This window comes from Chloracidobacterium validum (assembly GCF_018304825.1).
Classification (GTDB): domain Bacteria; phylum Acidobacteriota; class Blastocatellia; order Chloracidobacteriales; family Chloracidobacteriaceae; genus Chloracidobacterium; species Chloracidobacterium validum.
This window is the reverse complement of the sequence record NZ_CP072649.1, coordinates 920,116-940,537: the sequence shown is the minus strand read 5'-3', so window position 1 is coordinate 940,537 and position 20,422 is coordinate 920,116. Positions and strand designations below refer to the sequence as shown.

Sequence of the window (20,422 nt, the reverse complement as noted above, 5' to 3'; positions counted from 1 at the left end):
CTGCGGGCCCTTGCATCAAGCTGCTCCACCACAAGGGTGTTGGTTGTTGTTGCTTGGACGCCGATGTGCACAAGTGAGGGATACCCCTATGCCCAACGCTACGACGCTCCGAAAAGCCAATCCTCCCAAGACTCCGGCTGATGCTCCTAATCGATGTTTTACGCCACCCACTGGTCAAGTTGCCTTCAGCCAGTTCATTGAAGAGGTATATGCCGAGCTACGCCATCTGGCGCACGCGCACATGCGGCGTGAGCAGCCTGGTCATACGCTGCAAACCACGGCGCTGGTTCACGAGGTGTACCTCCGGCTTGCCAACTGCAAAGGCGTCAGCGTGACCGACCGGCAGCAATTCTTCAGCCTGGCGAGTCGCGTCATGCGACACATTCTCGTGGATTACGCCCGCGCTGCCACATCTGCCAAGCGTGGCGCGGGCAACCGCCCAGCTCAGCTCGACGGACAGTGGCCAGCGAAGGAGCTTCCCATCCCGGAAATTCTGGCCCTGCATGAAGCCCTGCAGCACTTGGAAGCGCATGACCCGCACCTTGGGCGCGTCTTCGAGTTGCATGCGTTCGGTGGTCTCACCAATCAAGAGATTGCCACGACGCTCGGGGTGTCACTCCGCACGGCGAATCGAAACCTAGCGCTGTCTCGCGCGTGGATGCAACGGCTCCTGAACGGTGCCGGCCGCCGGCTTGAATCCAGCCCCGTTGCTGCTTCATCCACCGTTTGAGTTCAGACATCTACCACCTAGCCCAAGTCTGAAGAGGTCATCCCCCATGGCCACCGACTTGTCCAACGACCGCTGGATGCAGGTCAACGAAATTCTGCAGCAAGCCATTGACCTCGATCCGCCGGCGCGCCGTCCCTTTATCATTCACGCTTGTGGCGATCGCCCCAGCCTATGCCGCGAGGTCCTGGCGCTGCTCGATGCCTATGAGTCGGATGAAGCCGGTTGGCATTTTAGCGACTCGCCTCTGTTTGGATATGCTTTACGCGCCCTGGCTTCCCGGCAGGCAGCCTCTTGGATTGGCGCGAAGGTTGGTGACTACCGCATTGTCCGCGAGCTGGGCGTGGGCGGCATGGGGACGGTGTACTTGGGCGTTCGGGATGATGCGGCGTTTGAAAAAGAGGTCGCCATCAAGATTGGCCACCAGTTTGCTTCCAATCGTGATTTCCTGCAGCGCCGGTTGCAGCAGGAACGGGCGATCCTGGCTCGGCTCGAACACCCCAACATTGCTCGGCTGCTCGACGGTGGCACGACTGACAACGGCCTGCCCTTCTTCGTCATGGAGTATGTCCCCGGCATCCCACTCACCACCTATGGCGAACAGCGCCGGCTCACCTTGCGGCAGCGGCTTGAAATGTTTCAGTCGGTTTGCGCCGCTATTCATTACGCGCATCAAAACCTGGTCATCCACCGTGACCTCAAGCCGGGCAACATCCTGGTGACCGATGACGGCGTTCCAAAGCTCATTGATTTTGGGATTGCCAAGTTACTGGATGAACAAGCGCAGGCGTCGGAGCTGCACACGGCCACCGTGCAGCGCGCCATGACCTTGCCCTATGCCAGCCCGGAGCAAGTCCGGGGTGAACCGGTGACGACCGTCTCGGATGTGTATTCCCTGGGGGTAGTGCTCTATGAATTGCTCACGGGATGTCTGCCGTTTCAGACCACCGAAGGGGCGCCCTCATTGGAATATCTCATTCAACATGCCGAACCCCTGCCGCCCAGTGTGGCGGCGCGCAAGCCAGCTCCGCCCCGGAAACAAGCTACGGACGCGCCACCTGAAACCCAGGCAACCGAAGACCGAATGGCGCGCAGTCGGGAGCTGGCCGGAGACCTGGATGCCATCATCCTCCGCGCCATGCACAAAGACCCAACGGCCCGCTACGCTTCAGCGGAACAGTTTTCGTCTGACATCGAGCGTTACTTGCAAGGTTGGCCCGTGCTGGCGCGTGGCGCATCGGCGCGTTACCGGCTACGAAAGTTCCTGCGCCGCCACCGGGTCACCGTCGCGCTCAGCCTAGCTTCCATTGTGGCGCTGGCCGGAGCAACGACCGTCTCACTCCGCCAGGCACATCTGGCTCGCCAAGCGCAGGTGCGTGCCGAACGACAGTTTCAGGAAACCTGGCAACTGGCGCGCTCGAATGTTTTTGAGCTGCACGACGCCATCCAACGCTTACCGGGTTCGACCGGCGCCCGTGGTCTCCTGGTTGAACAGACCCTTGGTTATCTCGACCGCCTCAGCCGCGAGTCCGGAACAGATGCCATGTTTCACCGTGAACTGGGGCGCGCGTACATCCGCGTCGGGGAGGTTCAGGGGCGTCCCTATACTGCTAACCTAGGCGACGTCAACGGCGCACTCAAGAGCTACCAAACCGGACTGATGTGGTTGGAGCGGGCATGTCAGGCGCACCCTACCCAGGTTGAATGTCAACGTGAACTGAGCATCGGCCATGAACGGATCGCCGAGTTGATGATGTATCGCCTGGGTAATTTCCCGGTTGCCCGTCATCACTTGGATCGCGCCCAAGCGCTCTGCGAGACCCTGACCAAGGCGCAACCGAGTGATCCGGAAATCCGATACCTCAGGGCTACGCTATCCATTGCCTGGGGTGACTGGTACCACATGCAGTCCGATCTCTCGGCTGCGTTAGGTTGGTTTGAGCAAGCTCGGCAGCAGCTCGAGCGGCTGGTGGCCGACATGCCGGCAGCGGTCGCGTACCGGCGGACGTTCGCCGGCGCTTTACAGCGTAAAGTCTATTGCTTGATGAGTTTGGGTCGCCAGGCCGAAAACAGTGGATTCGCCTCGGAAGCGCAGATGGTATATGCCCGTGCGCTCCCTCTGCATCGGCAGGCCCTGGCCCTCCGCCGGAGTCTGGCGACGACCAATCCGGTGCCCGTCGAGTGTCGCCGTTCGGTTCTGGATAGTCTAGTGGATGAAGCTGACCTTGCCGGGAGACTGAAACAATACCCAACTGCGCGCATCCAGTTTGAGGAAGTGTTCAAGCAGTTTCAGGCGCTGGTGACCGAAGACACCACCAATCGTGAGCTTTTGTTTGATATGGCTTCTTTGCTCAGCCGCTTTTCTATGCTTGAGGAAGCTGCCGGCCGCCCCGATTTGGCGCTTGTCCAGTGGCAACGGATTGAAACTTGTCTTCAAAAGATACAGGCCGCCGGCTGCAGCGGACGCGAGGTGGATAACCTGTCGTTGAGCGTGCCATCCAACTTCATCCGGCTAGCCGTGCCGTGCCGGCGGCCGTCGTTGGCGCGCGCTGCGGCGCGCCGGCTCGAGGCCGAGTTGGTCAAGCTACCAGATGACACGCAGCGGGCGCATTACCGGTATGTGCTGCTGATGGCCTACCAGTACCTTGGAGAAAAGCGTGCAGCCGAGGCGGTCAAGTCGTCTTTGATGCAGTGGTTGGCGCGAGCTGAAACAGACCCTGTGTCATCGGCAACCTTGTATGCAGCCGCTGAAATCTATCTGGATAAACAAGCGTTAGGATTGACCAATCCACCCAAATTGCTTGCCCTCGCGCGTCGCTTCCGTGCGCAGGAAGGCACCGAGTCACTGAACCATAAACCACTGCTCATCCAGGCGCTTATCCGGACCGGAAACACCGCCGAAGCCAGCCAGCATCGCCAAGCTTATCTGAACATGCTCAAGAAACTGTTCCAGGACAGCCACTTGTGAGCAACATGGGGGCTTTGAATCACTGTGGAATGCGCGCCGCCGGTCAACGTCAGGGCCGAAGTCGGTAGGCCGCTCCGTCAGCGTTTCAGTGCGCGGCTGCCTCCCGTGCCTGCCGTTGGGCAAGCACATGGGCAGCGCAGGCGTGTCCGCTCACAACGGCGCTCTCGATGGTGGCGGGCAGGGCGGTGTCGGTCCAATCACCGGCAAGATAAAAGCCTTTGACGGCTGTCTCGTGTGCCGGGCGCAATGGCTCGGCGGTGGGTGTCGCAGAAAAGGTGGCATGCTGTTCTTTGATGACGCGGGCGTGCTTGAGTTGCGCGCTATTGACCTTTGACGTAACTCGGCGCAGGTCTTGTAAAGCTAAGTTAATCAGTGCTTTAGATGAAAGTTGGCAGGCTTCGTGGGCGGCGCTGACGATGAGCGCGAGATGATGCAGACCCGAATTCGGTGTCGTAAACGCCCGTTTGTCAAAGGCCCACTGCATGGTGGTGCCGAGTAAGCCGACAAAGGGAGCGTCAAAGAGCGGCCGGTCAAACCAGAGGTTGACCGAAACAATTGGCGAACTTGCCAGCCTCGTCGCCGTGGGCGCAAGGTCGGCGGCATACTTGGCGACGTCGTGGTACGGCGCGCTGCTGATGCAGGCGTCTGCCGCCAAGGTCTCGCCATCGGCCAATACCACGTCTTGAAATCGGCCGCCGTCAACGCGCACGGCCTTGACGGCCGTCTGTAAGCGGACCGTGCCACCGTGGGCTTCAATGAAGCGCCGAGCCGGTTCGGTGTAAAGCTCGCTCAGTCCAACCGTCGAAACAACCAAGTTCGAGTCGGCAAGCTGTCCGCCAAAGCCTTGGTATAAAACGCGCATCAACAAGACGGCAGCGGCCCGTTCCGGCGGTTCGTTGAGCGTGGCGATGACGAGCGGATCCCAGAAACGTTCTCGCATGCGTGCCGATTGTCCGCACTGCGCGAGCCACTCGGCTACGGTTAGCTTGGCCAGGCGCGTGCGGTAATCACGCTTCCAGCGCTGAAGCGCCCAGCCGATCCGCCACACGCCAAGCTTGTCACTGAGCGACAGCCCTTCCAGCCGGAGTAGCCCGACCAGCATGTGCAACGGAGCCGGAAGCGCCGGACACCGAAATGAAGCCGTCCCTTCCGGCGCGAGAAAGTCCACCCGTGGCGTGTCAAATGCCCGGATGAGGTGGCGGCTACCAATCCGCTCCAGGAACCGCAGGGTTTCATGGTAGCAGCCCATCATCAGGTGCTGGCCGTTATCCACGACATCGCCGGTGGTTTCGTCGCGCAGGGAGTAGGCGCGGCCGCCAAGGCGCGGCCGTCGTTCCAGAACGGTGACCCGCGCACCCTGTTCCGCCAGGGCCGTTCCCGCGCTCAACCCGGCAAACCCACCGCCGATGACAATGCAGTGAAAGGGATGCGGTGACATCTCGTTGGTTGACAAGTCACAGGAAAAGGCACGCCCCAGGGCGTGCCTTTTCGACCGGGGATAGACCAAACGCTACGCCGAAGGAATTTTGATGACCTGTCCGGGGTAGATCAGGTCTGGGTTTTTGATGGTGTCGCGGTTGTATTCGTGAAGTTTTTGCCAAGTCGTGCCATAGCGCGCGGCAATCTTGCTCAAGGTATCACCTGCCTCGACCGTGTAAGTCTGCTCACCACTGCCGCCGTCATCCGTAATGGCAAACACCAAATCCCCGGCACTCAACGACGGATCGATGATCTGCCAAGCGTCGAGCAACTTTTGCTTGATACCCGCTGTCGTTGAACCGGAAAGCGTCAGGACGCCATCGTCTTCAGATGCGGAAAAGTCCGCCACGCCGTGCTGGTGCGCCATATCAATTAGGGCGCGGTATTTCTCCGTTGCAGACATCGTCGTTACCTCCTACTGCTCCATAAGCTCGGTTGAGTTGACCTTCTTTGGCTTGGCCGAGCCGACGGCGGCCAAAACGGCGGCTTTCTTGCCCTTCGGCACGGTGCCTTTGACAGTGGCTTCGCCGTTCATCACCGTTACCGTCACCCCGGTGAGCTTGGCTTTCTGTAGCGCGGCATCAATTGCGCTTTGGAGCTGAATGTCTTCCGGGGACGGCTTGGGCGGCTCCGGCGCCGGCGGTGGTGGCTGCTCCTTTTGAACCGGTGGTGGCGCGGCCGGCTTTTTTTCTTCCGAACTACAGCCACTGGAAACGGCAAATCCGGCGGCGACCATCAAACCGAGCGCTGTTGTCGTCAACACTTGTAAGCAACGGGTCAACATGGGATTTGATTTTCTCCTGAAAACAGAGTGCGGTGTAACACGGCCGCACGCTAACATGCCACCTTGCCTTTGCCTAGTGTCGTTTGTGAGCTGGCATACGCTTCTTGGGCACTGCGAAGGCCAGCGGTCGGTTAGTAAGGATTGGGGACGCCTGCCACACAGCGGGCTGTGTCACGGGCGATGAGCAATTCCTCATCGGTCGGAATGACATAGGCCATCAGCCGGCTGCCATCTTGGCTGATGATGCCCTCCCGCCGATTGACCGTTTCCTGATTCCGCGCCGAATCCAACGTCAGCCCAAACCATTCCAACCCTTCGCAAATGCGCGCGCGAACTTCCGCCGCGTTTTCCCCGATGCCGCCGGTAAACACCACGGCGTCGGCCCCACCCATCGCCGCCAAGTAGGCGCCGATGTATTTCTTGGCCCGATAACAGAACATACTCACGGCAATTTTGGCGCGCCGGTCGTCATGCTCGTGGATTTCGTCGAGGAGGTCGCGCATGTCATTGGTCAGACCGGACACGCCCAGCAGCCCGGATTGCTTGTTGAGCAGGGCTTCGATTTCCCGCGCCGTAAACCCTTCCTTCATTTCGAGGAAATCCACTAGGGACGGATCGAGGTCGCCGGCGCGCGTGCCCATCATCAGCCCCTCGAGTGGTGTGAAGCCCATCGAGGTATCCACCGAAGCCCCAGCCTTGATGGCGCAGGCGGAACAGCCGTTTCCCAAGTGCAGGGCGACGATGTTGGTATCTTCACGCGATTTGTCGGTCAGTTGGCGATAGCGAAAAGCGACGTAACGAAACGATGTGCCGTGGAAACCATACCGGCGCAGCTTGTGGCGGCGATACATTTGATAAGGCAGGGCGTAGAGATAGGCCGTCTCGCTCAGGGTTTGATGAAAGGCCGTATCGAACACCGCCACTTGCGGAAAACCTGGACCGAAAACTTCCGACCCGGCCCGAATGCCCTTCAGATTCGCCGGGTTGTGGAGCGGGGCTAGGTCAATGCACGCCTCGATCCCGCGAATGACCTCATCAGTGATCAGCGTCGAGTGGGTAAAACACTCCCCCCCGTGAACGACGCGATGGCCGACCGCATGAATGTCGGCAACGCTTTGAACTTGGGCAATGCCCGATTCGCCCGAGCAAGCCCAGCGAAGGATTTGCTCGACGGCCTGCCGATGGTCGCGGACTGGGGCCGTTTGCCGGGAAACCTTGCCGTCCACCCGAAACGTGAGAACGGCCTCCCCGCCAATGCGTTCAATGATGCCAGAGGCCATCCGGCGGTCGGCATTGTGCTCGATGGCATCAACATCGGTGGCGATGATTTGAAACTTGACCGATGAACTGCCGCAGTTGAGGACGAGAATGTTCATGCCTGAATCCTTGTGGTCATCAAAGTGTTGTGTCTGTCATTCAAAAATCGCTAGCTTGGAATTGCCAGCTTGAGCGACGCGCCAGACGAATGCGCGCACGAATTGTTCACCGCACTACTGTTCAGCCTAATGAGAGGCTGCCTGCAAACCAAGTTTCCACCGCATTACATGACTTGAGACAACGTTCCGGGACGTCCTAACGTCATGCCGGTGTCAGGTTGGAAGGCCACCGCAGATGGGGCAAGGGAGAGCGCGCCACTATGCGAATCATCACACTGCTGGGTATGTTGAGTTGGCTTGGCGTGGCAAGCCCGTTCATCGCCTCTGCCGTCGGACCGCAAGCCCCGGCCAGCGCGGCCGACGCCGTCGCTGCCTACAACCAGGGCAACCAGGCGCTTTCGGCCGGAAAGTACGAAGAGGCCATTCAGTTCTACACCCAGGCTATCGAGCGGAAAGCGGATTTTCCCGAAGCGCATAACTGGCGTGGCTTTGCCTACCGTGCCCTTGGACGCCGCGAAGAAGCTCGCCAGGATTTCAACCGAGCCATTCAGCTCCGCCCAAACTACGCCAAAGCTTATGAAAACCGCGCGTTGACGCTCTATGAGATAGGGGAGTACGCGGCGGCCATCAAGGACTACGATGAAGTACTCAAGCTGGACCCCAAGACGACGACACTGTTCGGCTACCGTGGTTTGTGCTACTTCGCGCTGGATCAGTATGACAACGCCATCCGTGACTTCGATGCCGCCATCAAAGCCAGCCCCCGCGAAGCCCTGTGGCTGGTCTGTCGCGGCAATGCCTACAAAGCCAAAAAAGACACCCAGCGCGCGCTCTCTGATTTTGAACAGGCGTTACTGCTGGAACCAAACAATGTCCGCGCCCGGACGGCGCGGGGCATTTTGCTCTATGGGCAAGGGCAGTATGAGCGCGCCATTGCCGATTTTGACGTTGTGTTGCGCGTCGAAGCCAGCAACCAGGACATTCTAGCCTATCGCGGTCAAGCCCATCTCGAACTCAAACGTTTCGACCGGGCAATAAAAGACTTTGACGAGCTGGTGCGACTTGACCCAAGCGGTGCGCGGGGTTACGTCGGACGTGGCTTTGGGCGTTATCAGGTCAAAGACTATGCCTTGGCCAAAGCTGACTTCGACCGCGCCATCGAACTCGACCCCAACACCGGGAAAGTCTTTTGTTACCGCGCCATGACACATCGGGAGCTGTCGCAACCGGCGGCGGCCGATGCCGATTTCAAACAGTGTTTTGCGCTCGACGTTGGGCAAAAGGCCGTGTACGGCAAAGCGGCCGAAGACGTGGCTTCTCAAATCAGCCCGCCGCCCGCTCCACCCAGCGAGGCCCCGGCCGGTAATCCACCGACCACCGGCCGTCAGGAACCGTCGGAGGACGTTGCCAGGCGAGGCGGGCGACCGCGTCGCGTGCCGGTTGACGCTCCTCCCGATGAGGATACCGACCCAGTGCCGAGTAACCCGCGGCGTCCCAACCCGAGTCCACCCCGCCGCCCCATTCCGGATGATCCGGTACCCGATGATGCCGATTCGGTTCCGGTGGGTGGTCCATCTGCCGGACGCGCGCCATCCAATGTCGTATCGAGTATCGGCAATCCACAAGCCCTGACCTTTTTGCGGGCCATTCGCGATGGCGATGACCTGCGCGTGCGGCAGATGCTCCAACGCGGGATGTCACCCAATGTTGTCGCTGCAAACGGCATGACGGCGCTGATGGTGGCGGCCGACAGTGGCTACGGGCGGATCGTGCAAGCTCTATTACAGGCGCAAGCTGACACGAACGCCACCGACAGCCAGGGACGAACGGCGCTGATGTATGCCGCGCGAACCGGCAACATCGAGTGTGTCACGGCGCTGATTAGCCGTGCCGGTGGCGGTATTGACGCACAGGATGAGGAAGGGATGACCGCGCTCATGCACGCTGCTGACCGCGGCAATCGGGCGGCCACGCGGGCGCTTTTGGCGCGCCGGCCCAATGTGAACCTACGCAATCGGGCCGGAATGTCGGCCTACACGTTGGCCGTACGGAGTGGCGACATCGAGATTATCAACGCCATCCGCGCTGCCGGCGGCCGCTAGCGCCAAGTCGCCTGAGCCTCCCCGGCTGATGCGGCGATTTCGCGCGTGCCTCCCTCGACGGCTACCGTCGTCCACCGCGTCTCGACCGTGGTGATCGGCGACGACCGGGTGCTCGCCAAAAAAAGCAACGCTGACCGTCAACGACGGTCAGCGTCATCGGTGTGGGATTGGCGCCGGGCCGGTTGCGTCTCAGAAGGCTTCATCGAAGGCGACTTCGCCCGTAACGCCGACTTGATAGGCCGCCACCCGCCGCTCGAAGAAGTTGGTCAACTCCTGAACGTCTTGAAGTTCCATAAACGGAAACGGGTTTTTCACGTAATAACGCTGTTCAAAGCCCAGCCGGAGCAGGCGCTGGTCAGCGATGAACTCCAGGTACTGGCGCATGTCGGCCAGTGACAGTCCCGCCACGCCGCCCGACAGGAGGTCTTCGGCAAACTGCATTTCGCAATCCACGGCTTCCTCGAGCATGTGGGTGACGGCCGTTTCGAGTTCGTCATCAAACAGCTCCGGCTCTTCTTTCCGAACTTGGTCCACGACGGCGAAGGCAAAGTTCATGTGCAGGCTTTCGTCCCGGAAGACCCAGTTCGTTCCCGATGCCAGGCCGTGCAGAAGTCCCTTCGAGCGCAGAAAATAGACGTAGGCAAAGGCCGCGAAGAAAAACAACCCCTCGATGCAGCTCGCAAAGCAGATGAGGTTGAGCAGGAACTTCCGCCGGTCATCGCGGGTGTGGAGTTCGTCCAGCAGGAAGATGGAGTCAATCCACTGCTGACAAAACCGCGCCTTGCGCGCAATGGACGGGATGTTGTGGACGGCCGCGAAGGCTTTCTCCCGCTCAACGATGTCGGGGATGTATGTGTCCAGGAGCGTCAGGTAAAACTGCACGTGGAGGGCTTCTTCAAACAGTTGCCGCGACAGATACATCCGCGCCTCCGGCGCGTTGATGTGCTTGTAGAGGTTGAGCACTAGGTTATTGCCAACGATCGAGTCGCCGGTGGCAAAAAAAGCCACGAGGCGATTGATCAAATGGCGTTCAGCTTCTGTCAGCCGACTGTGAAGGTCGGCAACGTCAGTCGAGAAGTCCACTTCTTCGACCGTCCAGGTGTTCTTAACGGCGTTGCGATACATTTCATAAAAAAGCGGGTACTTCATCGGTCGCAACGTCAAATCAAAGCCAGGATCAAGCAACATACGACGTTCTCCAGGTTTCAGGCGCCGTGCCTGAAACGCCAAGTCTAACATTCCATTACTGGCAAGCTTCGCAACTTTCCGGGTTGGCCAATGAACAGGCCAGAGCCTCGGCATCCGTTGGCGTAGGGGTAGAGAGGGGAGCTTCTGAGCCAGCCGCTGCGCTGACCGTGGCCTTGGCGATGCCTGTGGCCGGCCGCGAGCGCAGATAGTAGGTCGTTTTGAGACCTTGTTTCCAAGCGTACATGTACATCGAGGACAACTTGCCGATGCTGGGCGATTCCATAAACAGGTTCAGTGACTGCGACTGGTCAATGTAGGCCCCGCGTGCGGCGGCCATATCAATGAGCGCCCGCATCGGGAGTTCCCAGGCGGTGCGGTAGAGGTTCCGAATGTCGGCCGGGATTTCCTCGATGCCCTGAATCGAGCCGTCAGCCAGCTTGATTTTCGCGCGAATGGCTTCATTCCACAGACCCAGCCGCTTCAAATCCGCCACCAAGTAGCGATTGATCTGGAGGAAGTCGCCCGACAGGGTTTCGCGTTTGAACAGATTGGAGACTTGCGGCTCGATGGCTTCGTAGCAGCCGCAAATCGAGGCAATCGTGGCGGTTGGCGCGATGGCAATCAACAGGCTATTGCGGAGGCCCGTGGCCCGGATACGTTCGCGCAGGGCATCCCAGCGTTCCGGGTTGGGCGGCGTGATGCCCCACAGGTCGAACTGGAGGATGCCCTGGGCGGCGCGGGTTTCAGGAAATGCCGGATGGGGGCCGTGGGTTTCGGCCAGGTCACAGGAGGTCGCCAGGGCGTGGTAATAGATGTCTTCCTGGATGCGGGTCGAAAGTTCGAGCGCTTCGGGGGCGTCGAAGGGCAGACGCAACTGAAAAAACACATCCTGCAAGCCCATCAGCCCAAGCCCAATGGGGCGCCAGCGTTGGTTGGATTCGGCCGCCGATGGAATCGGATAAAAGTTGATGTCAATAACGCGGTCGAGCTGCCGCACCGCCGTGCGCACATTGCGCGCCAATTTCTCGAAGTCAAACGCTCCGTCGTCCACATAGCGCGCCAGGTTGAGCGAACCCAGATTGCAGACGGCGGTTTCGGCGGCTGAGGTGACTTCGATGATTTCGGTGCAGAGGTTCGAGAGGTGAACTGCCCGTCCTGGCTGGGCAGTTTGGTTGCACTTCCGGTTACTGGCATCCTTGAAGGTCATCCAGCCATTGCCGGTCTGCGCCAGCGTGCGCATCATCCGCTGGTAGAGGTCACGCGCCCGCACTTGGCGGGTATAGAGCTTGGCTTCCTCGGCGGCGACGTAGGCTTGTTCAAACTCCGCGCCATACAGGTCAGGGAAGTGTGGGACGACCTTTGGATCAAACAGCGACCACGGCTCATCTTCTTCGACCCGCCGCATGAAGAGGTCAGGAATCCAGTTGGCCAGGTTGAGGTTATACGTCCGCCGCGCTTCATCGCCGGTGTTGTCGCGGAGTTCAAGAAAATCCTCGATGTCGGCGTGCCAGGGTTCGAGATAGACACAACAGGCTCCCTTGCGCTTGCCCCCCTGGTTGACTGCCGCGACGGATGAATCAAGGGTTTTCAGCCACGGGACGATGCCGTTGGAGTGACCGTTGGTGCCCTTGATGAGCGAGCCTTTCGAGCGAACCCGGTGATAGGCCAACCCAATGCCGCCCGCGAATTTCGACAGCAGCGCCACATCGGTGTATTTCTGGTAAATCGCCGCCAGATCGTCGGCGGGCGAGTCGAGCAGAAAGCAGGACGACAACTGTTCGTGCTTCGTCCCGGCGTTGAAGAGCGTCGGCGTGCTCGCCATGTACTCCAGTGACGAAAGCAAGCGGTAGAGATCAATCGCTTCGCCCACCGTCCGCGCCAGCCCGCAGGCCACGCGCAGGAAAAAATACTGGGGCGTCTCGATGACCGTCCGCGCGGTTGGGTGCTTGAGCAGGTAGCGATCATAGACCGTTCGCAACCCGAAGTACTCAAACGCCTGGTCGCGCTCATCAGCAATGGCTTCGTTGAGCTTTCGACTGTGTTCGGTGACAAAGGCCTGAACCCGGTCGGCGATGAGTCCCAGTTCGTAGCCGGCGGCAATTGATTGTGAAAACGAATGAATGTTTTGGTTGCGGACTTCCTTGTGGATGTACGTTGCCAGCAAGCGCGCGGCAAGACGGGCGTATTCCGGCTCCTCGACGATGAGCGCCGCGGCGGTGTTGATGGAAAGCCGGTCCAGCTCGGCCGTCGTAGCGCCATCGTAAAGTCCGCCGATGGTTTTCGTGGCAATCCGAATGGCATCCACGTTGGTCAGTCCGGCACAGCAGCGGCCGACGGCGCGCACGATCTTCTGGACATCAACGGGTTCGAGGCTGCCGTTGCGCTTTCTGACGCGCATGGTGGACGGGGCGATCTCGGTTTGGCGGGCGGCGGCGGATTCACTCATAGCGGTCGTGCTCGATAGGGACGGATGTCGTTTTTCCTGGTCGGTTATCTGGTTTCAGAGACAAAAATCCTAGCGTTACGGGACGACACGGGGGGTATCGCCGAATCAGGTTCGTCGTCTTGTTCCCTTATGAATGCCTTATCAGATTTGTGAGGAGATGCTCTGACCGAGGACGAATGTCCCCAAATCCAGACTCATTTTGTTTTTTCAAACGCGGCCGATTGTGGCCGGCTTCATGAGCTTTGTCAAGCTTTCAGCACAAGATATGGTGGCGAAACTACCTAAAGGCTACCATCCGTCGTAAGGCATCCCTTTTCTTTGCAATCAGTAAAGGCGGGTCGTCGCGGCTTGGGCGCGCAGCTGGTCGTGCAGGGCGACGACTTGCCGGCGGGTCGGCTCGAAGCCCTCCGACGTGTCTATCTCGACATCGGCATAGCGGCGTTTTTCTTCCGATGGCATCTGCGCCGCAATCCGCTGGGTGGCTTCTGCGTGGGAAAGACCGTTGCGCGCCATCAGCCGCGCAAGCTGAATCTCCGGGCGACACCAGACGACGACGACGACATCGAACCGGCGGTAGCCGCCGGATTCGATGAGAAGTGCTGCATCCACCACGGCAATACCCTGTGGGTCCTGGGCTTCGACTTCCCGCAAGCGGCGATCCTGTTCGGCATGAACGTGCGGGTGCACAATGGCGTTGAGTTTGGCTCGCGCCTCGGCGTCGGCGAAAACAAGGCGGCCAAGCCTGGCGCGGTCAAGCGTGCCGGTTGGCGTGAGCACGTCCGGGCCAAAGGCCGCGACGATTTCCGCCAAGGCGGGCTGGCCGGGTTCGACGACGGCGCGCGCAATGTGGTCGGCATCAAAGACATGGCAGCCAAGCTCGGCCAAGACCGAGGACACAAACGACTTGCCGACGGCGATGCCGCCCGTCAACCCAACGCGCAGCATGTGATGTTGCCTCGTGCTCTACAAAAAAGCTTCGCTAGTTGATGCCCATCAGCATGTCGGCTGCCTGCTGATACGCCGTGAACACACTCTCGGCTGCGGCATTGCCCCCGCAAATCAGCGCCACCGGACACTCGTACTTACCCAACGGCACACCGCCATCGAGCAACGCCGCGACCACGGCTGCCCCGGCCGGCTCGACAATCTGGTTGCACTCGGCCCATAGCCATCGCATGGCTTGTACCATTTGGCGGTCATCAATCAGGTGGACGGTATCCACGTACTGGCGCGTTACGCCAAAGGTCAGATCGCTGACGCTTTTGGGTGCCAGCGTGTCGGCAATCGTCCGCACTTGCTGGACACCCGTTCGGCAGCCGGCGGCCAGGCTTTTGTTCATCGAGGGGGCTCCGACCGGCTCGACCCCGATGATAGTCACGTCGGGTTTCTTCTGACGGATGGCGGCCGAAACCCCGGCAATCAACCCACCACCCCCAACGGCGACCAGTAAGCAATCCATCTCCGGCAGGTCTTCGAGCATTTCAAGCCCGACCGTGCCTTGCCCTTCAACGACTGAAATGCCATCAAAGGCTGGAACGTAAGCCAGCCCATCCGCCGCCGCGTGTTCCAACGCCCTGGCGTTGGCGTCGTCCCAGGCCTCGCCGTGCTTGATAACTTTAGCGCCATAACGGGCGATCCGCATGACGCGGTCTTCGCTGGCGCGTTCGGGCAAATAGACGATTGCCGGCACATCCAGCCGGTTGGCGGCGTAGGCCAGCGCCAAACCGTGATTGCCACCGGACGCGGTAATCACGCCGCGCTGCCGTTGCGCCGGATCAAGTTGCAATAGGGTGTTGAAGACGCCGCGCGCTTTGAACGATCCGCTCACTTGCATGTTTTCAAGCTTGAAGTGAATGCGCGGCGGAACATCCCGGTGAACAAGCGGCGGCGGCAGCATTGGTGTGTGGCGAATGTAGGGCGCAATGCGCTCACGCGCCGCGACAAAGGCTTCAGGGGGAATCACATAAGACATGGCTGTCAGAACAGAGAGAGGGAAAGTAGGCAAAGCTTGGTGCGTCTCACTAGTGTCAAGCATTTGATGCTGGCTGTCCATTGAAAAAGCAAGCGCGGCGTGTCGCGCTTTGCCTGTTTCCTTGCTCATCCCTTGCGGCCGGTCATCGGTCTCCGGCACACTGACTAACGCTGGCGTTCGCGCCCAAGTCGTTGCTCGTTGGGAGAACTCCGCCCGATGTCCGCACCCGTTACCCTTGCCCCACCCCACCGATTGACCGTCGAGGCATTCCTTGACTACGGTGAGCCAGACCGCCGCTACGAGCTGGTCCGAGGGATTCCGGTCGAGATGCCCCCGCCCGCCGAACGTCATCAAGTCATCATTGCTGCCTTGTTCCACCTGTTTTGTCGCGCCATTGCCGAGCGCGGGCTGCCCTACGAAGTTCTCCAGCTTGGGTTGCAGACCGAAGTGGATACGGTGCGGATACCGGACGGGCTGGTGTATCGGAAGGCAGACGGACGGGGTGGGAGCGATGAGCGGCGGAGTGGGGTGGTGTGGCTGGAGGAAGAGACGGTGGTGGTGGCGGTGGAAGTGGTGAGCGCGAATCGGCGGGACGACTACGTGGTGAAGTTGGAGGAGTATGCGCGGCGTGGGATTGGGGAGTATGTGATTGTGGACGTGAAGCAGGGGCAGGTTGTGGTGCATCGGCATCCGGTGGTGGCGGATGGGGTGTATGGGGAGGTCAGGGTCTATCGGCGTGGGGAGGCGTTTGTGTTGGAGGGGTTGGGTGGGGCGGCGTTTGAGGTTGGGCCGCTTCTGGATGGGAAGACGGCGGGCGAGTTGGCGCGGGAGGACGTGGAGCGGTTGCGGGCGGAGGCGGCGGCGCGGCGCGACGCCGAAGTCCGCGCCGAAGTTGAGCGCCAGGCGAAACTCGATGCTGAAGCCCGCGCCGAAGCTGAGCGCCAGGCGAAACTCGATGCTGAAGCCCGTGCCGAAGCTGAACACCAGGCGAAACTCGATGCCGAAGTCCGCGCTGAAGCCGAACGCCAAGCTAAAGAAGCCGAGCGTCAGGCGCGGCTTGAAGCTGAGGCTCGTGCCGAAGCCGAACGCCAAGCCCGCGCCCAACTCGAAGCCGAACTCGCCCGGCTGCGCGCCCAAGTCCAGGCATCGCCAGACAATCCACCCAAGCTTTGAGGTCTTATCCGGGAGGTAAGGTCTGAACAGTCGTTGCGCGGTCGCCGCTTCGCCTTTGGGCGCACATCATCCACACGGTTTTGGTTTCAGTGGTCAGCCTGTGTCTTGACCTAGTCGCGTAAGTCACAAGCCGGAGTGCTGCTGCTCGCCTTGGGACTTTTCAGACGCACTGTGAGTAGGTTCTTTATGCCGATGTTTCAAGATGGGCAACCACCGCCGCGCCGCAGCCAACGTCTGTGTTACCGCCTCACGCTGGAGTATGACGGCTCGCGCTACGCCGGTTGGCAGGAACAACGCGAGGCGCGCACCATTGCCGGCGAACTTCGCCGGGCCTTGTGCGAGGCACTGGCAGACCCGGAGCTTGACTTGGGCGGGGCCGGCCGAACCGACGCCGGTGTTCATGCCCTGGGGCAGGTCGCTCACCTCCGCACAACGAAAACCCTCGACGGAGAAACGCTTCGGCAGCGGGTCAATGACCTGCTGCCAAGCGACATTTGCGTTCTCGATATTGAGCCGGCCGCGCCTACCTTCCATGCCCGTCACGACGCGCTGGCGCGCTACTACCTGTACCAGATCGCCCTGCGGCGGATGGCTTTTGCCAAAAAGTATGTCTGGTGGGTGCGCGACCCGCTCGACGTGGGGCGCATGCGCGCGGCGGCGGAAGTCTTGCGTGGTTTTCATGACTTCACGGCTTTTTCGCAAAAAGGACCAACCGACCATAGCTTGACCCGCGATGAGCTTGCCCGCACCGAGTCAAGGCTGGTGGACGTCCACGAACTGACCATTTCATTACGTCCCGGCCTGGTGGTGGTCAGAGTCGGCGCCTCGCATTTTTTGTGGCGGATGGTGCGGCGGATGGTTGGTGCGCTGGTTGCGGTCGGGACTGGAAAGCTCACGGTGGATGACATCCAGCGCCTGTTGAATAGTCGACAACCGAGTGAACAAATCTCACGGTTGACCGCGCCGGCGTCGGGCCTGTTTCTCGAGCGCGTTGAGTATCCCCGCGAACCGGTTCAACGGGAGCCGGTGGATATTGGGACGCGACTTGGTCTGCCGGCCGAACGCGATGCCCAGAGGCGCGCACGCAAACCTGAACCAAACCGGCTGCCTCGTCTGCCGCGCAAAGGTCATCCCTGAAGTGGCTGATGGTTGGTCTGGGAGGGCTGGTGGTTCGCTGATTCCAACACCAGCGCATCTAACTGAGCGTAGTCCAGTCTCATGGTTGTTTTCCTGAAGTAGGTCGTGGGAAACTAATGCGCTCTATCGAATGAAGCTTTGGAACCCTATGAAGTCCGCCTCTTGTCCACAAAAACCGTACCTTGGCATCGGTTGGGCGACCTTTGTGGCCGGTGGTCTGGGGTTCATTCTCAATACGTTTCCCGTGCACCTAGGGAATGACCTACACCTGATCTTCGGCGTGATGCTCCCGCTGATGGCGGCGATGGCCTTTGGCCCGCTGTGGGGGTTGTGCGCCGCCGTGCTGGCGGCGCTGGCAACCAAACTACTCTGGCAACATGGCTTGGCGATTCCTTTCCTGGCGGCCGAGGCATTTGTGGTTGGGTGGTGCGTTCGGCGGTGGCGCTGGAACGCCGTGTTTGCCGACGCTGCCTTTTGGGTTGTGGCGTCGCCGGCGCTTTACATCGTCCACGTTCATTCAGCGTTTTACCCAGATGGTCTGGGGGCCGGGGTGGCGCTCAAGTACATCGTCAATGGACTGTTGTGCGCGACCTTGGCCGATGCAAGCCTGGGAATTCCGGCCGTGAGTCGCCTGCTGGCGCGGTACGGCGCTACCTTTCCGGATGACACGCTGGCCGGCCGGTTGACGCGCCTCCTGACACTGGTCGCCGTTGTACCAGTTTGCTTTTTGGCCATCTGGTATGCCCGCGCGGAATATGACCGGCAACTCAGTGAAGTGAAAGCAGAGTTGGTGGCTCATGGGCAATCGGTGGTCAGCGTCACCGGCAGCCAGGCTCTGGAAGTGCGGCGGTCCATCCTGGACTTAGCCGATCGCCTAAGCGAGATACCCCGCGAGCGTTCCGCGCTGTCGCGTGAAGTGGTTCGCTTTCAAACGCATCATCCGGTATTTGAGACGATCATCGTCACCGATGCTGCCGGAGACATCATCGTCAGTCATCCCATGATCCCAGACGCCGGGCTGAGTATTGCCGGCCGGACGTATGTCCAGTCCGTCTTGTCCACCCGCGAGCCTTTCATTTCGGAAGGTTTTCAGGGAAATGGCCACGGTTCGGCCCGGTATGTGGCTTTCAGCGCGCCGCTGTTATCGCCGGATGGAGCGGCACAGGGCGTCGTTGCAGGTTGGGTGGCAGTGACGACCTTGGAAAGCGCCATTGCGGCCGGTGTGGCGCATGGCGATGAAACACCATACGTCGTGGTGGATCGCGCCGGACAAATTCTCGTGACCACCCAGCCAGACCTTTTCCCACCGCAGGCCAGGACTTCACTTGCGGCCGTGCCGACGAAGGAGCGAGTAATTCAGTTTGATTTGCTTACCCCACCTTCCAAGCCCACCGACTCTGAACAAGTGAGCCACTTCTGGATGTGGCAGTCGGTTGAGCCGATCACCCAGTGGCGTTGTTACACGCTCGTTCCTTTTTCGGTTATCCGGGGGCGAGCAGCCCTGGTTTTCATACCGGTGTTGCTGGCGATTCCATTTGTGCTGTTGGCGGCAACTTGGGCGTCGCGGTTGACGACCCGTCTCGTGATGTATCCGCTCAGCCAAGTGACGGAGGCCGCGCGCGCACTAGCCGCGTCCCCGGATCGGTTGGCGGCCGGGCAGGTTGACGTTGTGTTGGATACGCAACAACTGCCTGTTGAAATTGTCCATCTGACGGAAGCGTTCCACGCCATGGCGCTGAAAATCAGCGAGACGGTGGCGCAACTGCGCTCCACGAACATTGAACTGGAGATCGCTCGCCAACGCCTGGAAGACGCGCGTGACAACCTGGAGAAAGAACTGGCGAGGCGAACTGCCGAGATTGAGCGCCGTGAGAAAGGACGTCTTCAGTCGCAAAAGCTGGAATCGTTGGGACAGCTTGCCGGGGGCATCGCGCACAATTTCAACAATCTTTTGACTGTGGTGCTGAGCTACAGCTCACTTGAACTAGGCCGGCGGCAGCCCGATGACCCAATCTGCAAATCACTCAATGCTATCCGGCGCGCGGCGGAACGTGGGCGCGACTTGGTCAAGCAGTTGATGTCGTACAGCCGCGCCAGCGACGCCATGGCAGCCATTGAAGTTTCCCTACAAGAAACCGCGCGCAGCGTGCAGGGCATTGCTGACCGGCTTTTAGGTGAGGAATTTGAACTGAGTGTGGACTTGCCGAACAAGGAGATGACGGTCAAGGCCGTGCCCCAGGAACTGGAGCAAGTGTTTCTCAACTTGCTGCTCAACGCCCGCGATGCGATGCCGCAGGGTGGGCGAATCGCCATCGAAGCCGCGCTGGTCACGGATGCATCCCTCGAAACCGGCGGCCTGTGGCTGCCACCCACTGCCGATCTAAGGCAAATCCTGACGAGCCAAGCCGTCGCTCGCGTTTCCGTGCGCGATACCGGAACCGGCATGACGCCGGAGGTCATGAGTCGGCTGTGCGAACCTTTTTTCACGACAAAGCCGGAAGGCAAGGGGACTGGGCTAGGACTTTCAACGGTTTTTGGCACGGTGACCTCCCTTGGCGGCAGCTTGCGGGTCGAAAGCGAAGTAGGGAAAGGAGCGGCCTTCCACGTGTACCTGCCGGTTGTGGATTCGTCTGTGTCACCGCGGGTTTCTGGGGCCTCACGCCTGCACTTTATCCGGCCCTCTGAGCAGTCGCCGAGCGTGCTGGTGGTAGAGGATGAGCTTGACGTCCGCCAGACGGTGATGGATGCGCTAACGGCGGCGGGATTTAGGGTGATCGGCGCACAGGACGGCGCTGAAGCCTGGGACGTCATTCAACAGCGAGGCGGACGATTCGACTTGGTGATCAGCGACGTGCGGATGCCCAACGTCAACGGGATCAAGCTCGCCTCATCCATCCGCGAACACTACCCTGCCATGCCGGTGCTGTTCATCTCCGGCTACGCCGACCAACGAGACACCGGACAGCACTTCGCCTTCGAGGACAACCTCCTTTACAAGCCATTTACGACGTCCGAAATCGTTGAGAAAGCAAGGTCCATGCTGGATAAGGCCCGTTCGCGGACGACCTAG

Annotated in this window: 14 protein-coding genes; 6 read left to right on the top strand and 8 right to left on the bottom strand. The window is 60.3% G+C overall.

The genetic code is table 11. From position 1 onward, the window contains the following. The first annotated feature begins 88 nt into the window (after positions 1–88). Positions 89–730 (top strand): ECF-type sigma factor, encoded by a 642-nt coding sequence (locus tag J8C06_RS14900; RefSeq protein ID WP_211430208.1) that lies wholly within the window; start codon positions 89–91, stop codon positions 728–730. Between the two features lie 46 nt (positions 731–776). After that, positions 777–3,695 (top strand): serine/threonine protein kinase, encoded by a 2,919-nt coding sequence (locus J8C06_RS14895; RefSeq protein ID WP_211430207.1) that lies wholly within the window; start codon positions 777–779, stop codon positions 3,693–3,695. Positions 3,696–3,780: 85 nt separating this feature from the next. Here the strand turns inward: J8C06_RS14895 and hpnE are convergent, their stop codons facing one another. The 4 genes from hpnE to J8C06_RS14875 form a co-directional block, all read right to left on the bottom strand. Next, positions 3,781–5,133: a hydroxysqualene dehydroxylase HpnE gene (gene hpnE / locus J8C06_RS14890; protein WP_211430206.1), complete on the bottom strand. Its 1,353-nt coding sequence runs from the start codon at positions 5,131–5,133 to the stop codon at positions 3,781–3,783. Positions 5,134–5,205: 72 nt separating this feature from the next. Further along, positions 5,206–5,577 carry a LysM peptidoglycan-binding domain-containing protein gene (locus J8C06_RS14885; protein WP_211430205.1) on the bottom strand — a complete coding sequence of 124 codons (372 nt, stop codon included), beginning with the start codon at positions 5,575–5,577 and terminating at the stop codon, positions 5,206–5,208. 12 nt (positions 5,578–5,589) lie between these two features. After that, the gene (locus J8C06_RS14880; RefSeq protein ID WP_211430204.1) at positions 5,590–5,958 is read right to left on the bottom strand and encodes a hypothetical protein; all 369 of its coding nucleotides are present in this window, start codon (positions 5,956–5,958) and stop codon (positions 5,590–5,592) included. A 131-nt stretch (positions 5,959–6,089) separates the two neighbouring features. Beyond that, positions 6,090–7,334 (bottom strand): acetate/propionate family kinase, encoded by a 1,245-nt coding sequence (locus tag J8C06_RS14875; RefSeq protein WP_211430203.1) that lies wholly within the window; start codon positions 7,332–7,334, stop codon positions 6,090–6,092. Positions 7,335–7,594: 260 nt separating this feature from the next. On the opposite strand from J8C06_RS14875, the gene J8C06_RS14870 reads away from it, so the two are divergent. Continuing rightward, positions 7,595–9,436, top strand: a complete 1,842-nt coding sequence (locus J8C06_RS14870) for a tetratricopeptide repeat protein (RefSeq protein WP_211430202.1) — start codon at positions 7,595–7,597, stop codon at positions 9,434–9,436. A 189-nt stretch (positions 9,437–9,625) separates the two neighbouring features. Here the strand turns inward: J8C06_RS14870 and J8C06_RS14865 are convergent, their stop codons facing one another. From J8C06_RS14865 to J8C06_RS14850, 4 genes are all read right to left on the bottom strand, one after another. Further along, on the bottom strand, positions 9,626–10,624 hold the full coding sequence (locus J8C06_RS14865) for a ribonucleotide-diphosphate reductase subunit beta (protein ID WP_211430201.1): 999 nt from the start codon (positions 10,622–10,624) through the stop codon (positions 9,626–9,628). 55 nt (positions 10,625–10,679) lie between these two features. After that, on the bottom strand, positions 10,680–13,070 hold the full coding sequence (locus tag J8C06_RS14860; protein ID WP_211430200.1) for a ribonucleoside-diphosphate reductase subunit alpha: 2,391 nt from the start codon (positions 13,068–13,070) through the stop codon (positions 10,680–10,682). Positions 13,071–13,394: 324 nt separating this feature from the next. Further along, a complete protein-coding gene (gene coaE, locus J8C06_RS14855; RefSeq protein ID WP_246602132.1) occupies positions 13,395–14,015 on the bottom strand; it encodes a dephospho-CoA kinase in 621 nt (206 codons plus the stop codon). A gap of 34 nt (positions 14,016–14,049) precedes the next feature. After that, on the bottom strand, positions 14,050–15,042 hold the full coding sequence (locus J8C06_RS14850) for a threonine ammonia-lyase (protein ID WP_211430199.1): 993 nt from the start codon (positions 15,040–15,042) through the stop codon (positions 14,050–14,052). A 216-nt stretch (positions 15,043–15,258) separates the two neighbouring features. Here J8C06_RS14850 and J8C06_RS14845 point away from each other — a divergent pair, with 216 nt between their 5' ends. The 3 genes from J8C06_RS14845 (at position 15,259) to J8C06_RS14835 (ending at position 20,422) form a co-directional block, all read left to right on the top strand. Beyond that, a complete protein-coding gene (locus tag J8C06_RS14845; RefSeq protein WP_211430198.1) occupies positions 15,259–16,215 on the top strand; it encodes a Uma2 family endonuclease in 957 nt (318 codons plus the stop codon). 186 nt (positions 16,216–16,401) lie between these two features. After that, a complete protein-coding gene (gene truA, locus J8C06_RS14840) occupies positions 16,402–17,352 on the top strand; it encodes a tRNA pseudouridine(38-40) synthase TruA (RefSeq protein ID WP_246602129.1) in 951 nt (316 codons plus the stop codon). Positions 17,353–17,500: 148 nt separating this feature from the next. Next, on the top strand, positions 17,501–20,422 hold the full coding sequence (locus tag J8C06_RS14835; RefSeq protein WP_211430197.1) for a response regulator: 2,922 nt from the start codon (positions 17,501–17,503) through the stop codon (positions 20,420–20,422).

Coding starts and splice junctions, on each gene's coding strand:
- truA (WP_246602129.1), top strand. CDS start 16,402: ATGCCGATGTTTCAAGATGGGCAACCACCGCCGCGCCGCAGCCAACGT.
- J8C06_RS14885 (WP_211430205.1), bottom strand. CDS start 5,577: ATGTCTGCAACGGAGAAATACCGCGCCCTAATTGATATGGCGCACCAG.
- coaE (WP_246602132.1), bottom strand. CDS start 14,015: ATGCTGCGCGTTGGGTTGACGGGCGGCATCGCCGTCGGCAAGTCGTTT.
- J8C06_RS14845 (WP_211430198.1), top strand. CDS start 15,259: ATGTCCGCACCCGTTACCCTTGCCCCACCCCACCGATTGACCGTCGAG.
- J8C06_RS14835 (WP_211430197.1), top strand. CDS start 17,501: ATGAAGTCCGCCTCTTGTCCACAAAAACCGTACCTTGGCATCGGTTGG.
- J8C06_RS14860 (WP_211430200.1), bottom strand. CDS start 13,070: ATGAGTGAATCCGCCGCCGCCCGCCAAACCGAGATCGCCCCGTCCACC.
- J8C06_RS14870 (WP_211430202.1), top strand. CDS start 7,595: ATGCGAATCATCACACTGCTGGGTATGTTGAGTTGGCTTGGCGTGGCA.
- J8C06_RS14865 (WP_211430201.1), bottom strand. CDS start 10,624: ATGTTGCTTGATCCTGGCTTTGATTTGACGTTGCGACCGATGAAGTAC.
- hpnE (WP_211430206.1), bottom strand. CDS start 5,133: ATGTCACCGCATCCCTTTCACTGCATTGTCATCGGCGGTGGGTTTGCC.
- J8C06_RS14895 (WP_211430207.1), top strand. CDS start 777: ATGGCCACCGACTTGTCCAACGACCGCTGGATGCAGGTCAACGAAATT.
- J8C06_RS14850 (WP_211430199.1), bottom strand. CDS start 15,042: ATGTCTTATGTGATTCCCCCTGAAGCCTTTGTCGCGGCGCGTGAGCGC.
- J8C06_RS14900 (WP_211430208.1), top strand. CDS start 89: ATGCCCAACGCTACGACGCTCCGAAAAGCCAATCCTCCCAAGACTCCG.
- J8C06_RS14880 (WP_211430204.1), bottom strand. CDS start 5,958: ATGTTGACCCGTTGCTTACAAGTGTTGACGACAACAGCGCTCGGTTTG.
- J8C06_RS14875 (WP_211430203.1), bottom strand. CDS start 7,334: ATGAACATTCTCGTCCTCAACTGCGGCAGTTCATCGGTCAAGTTTCAA.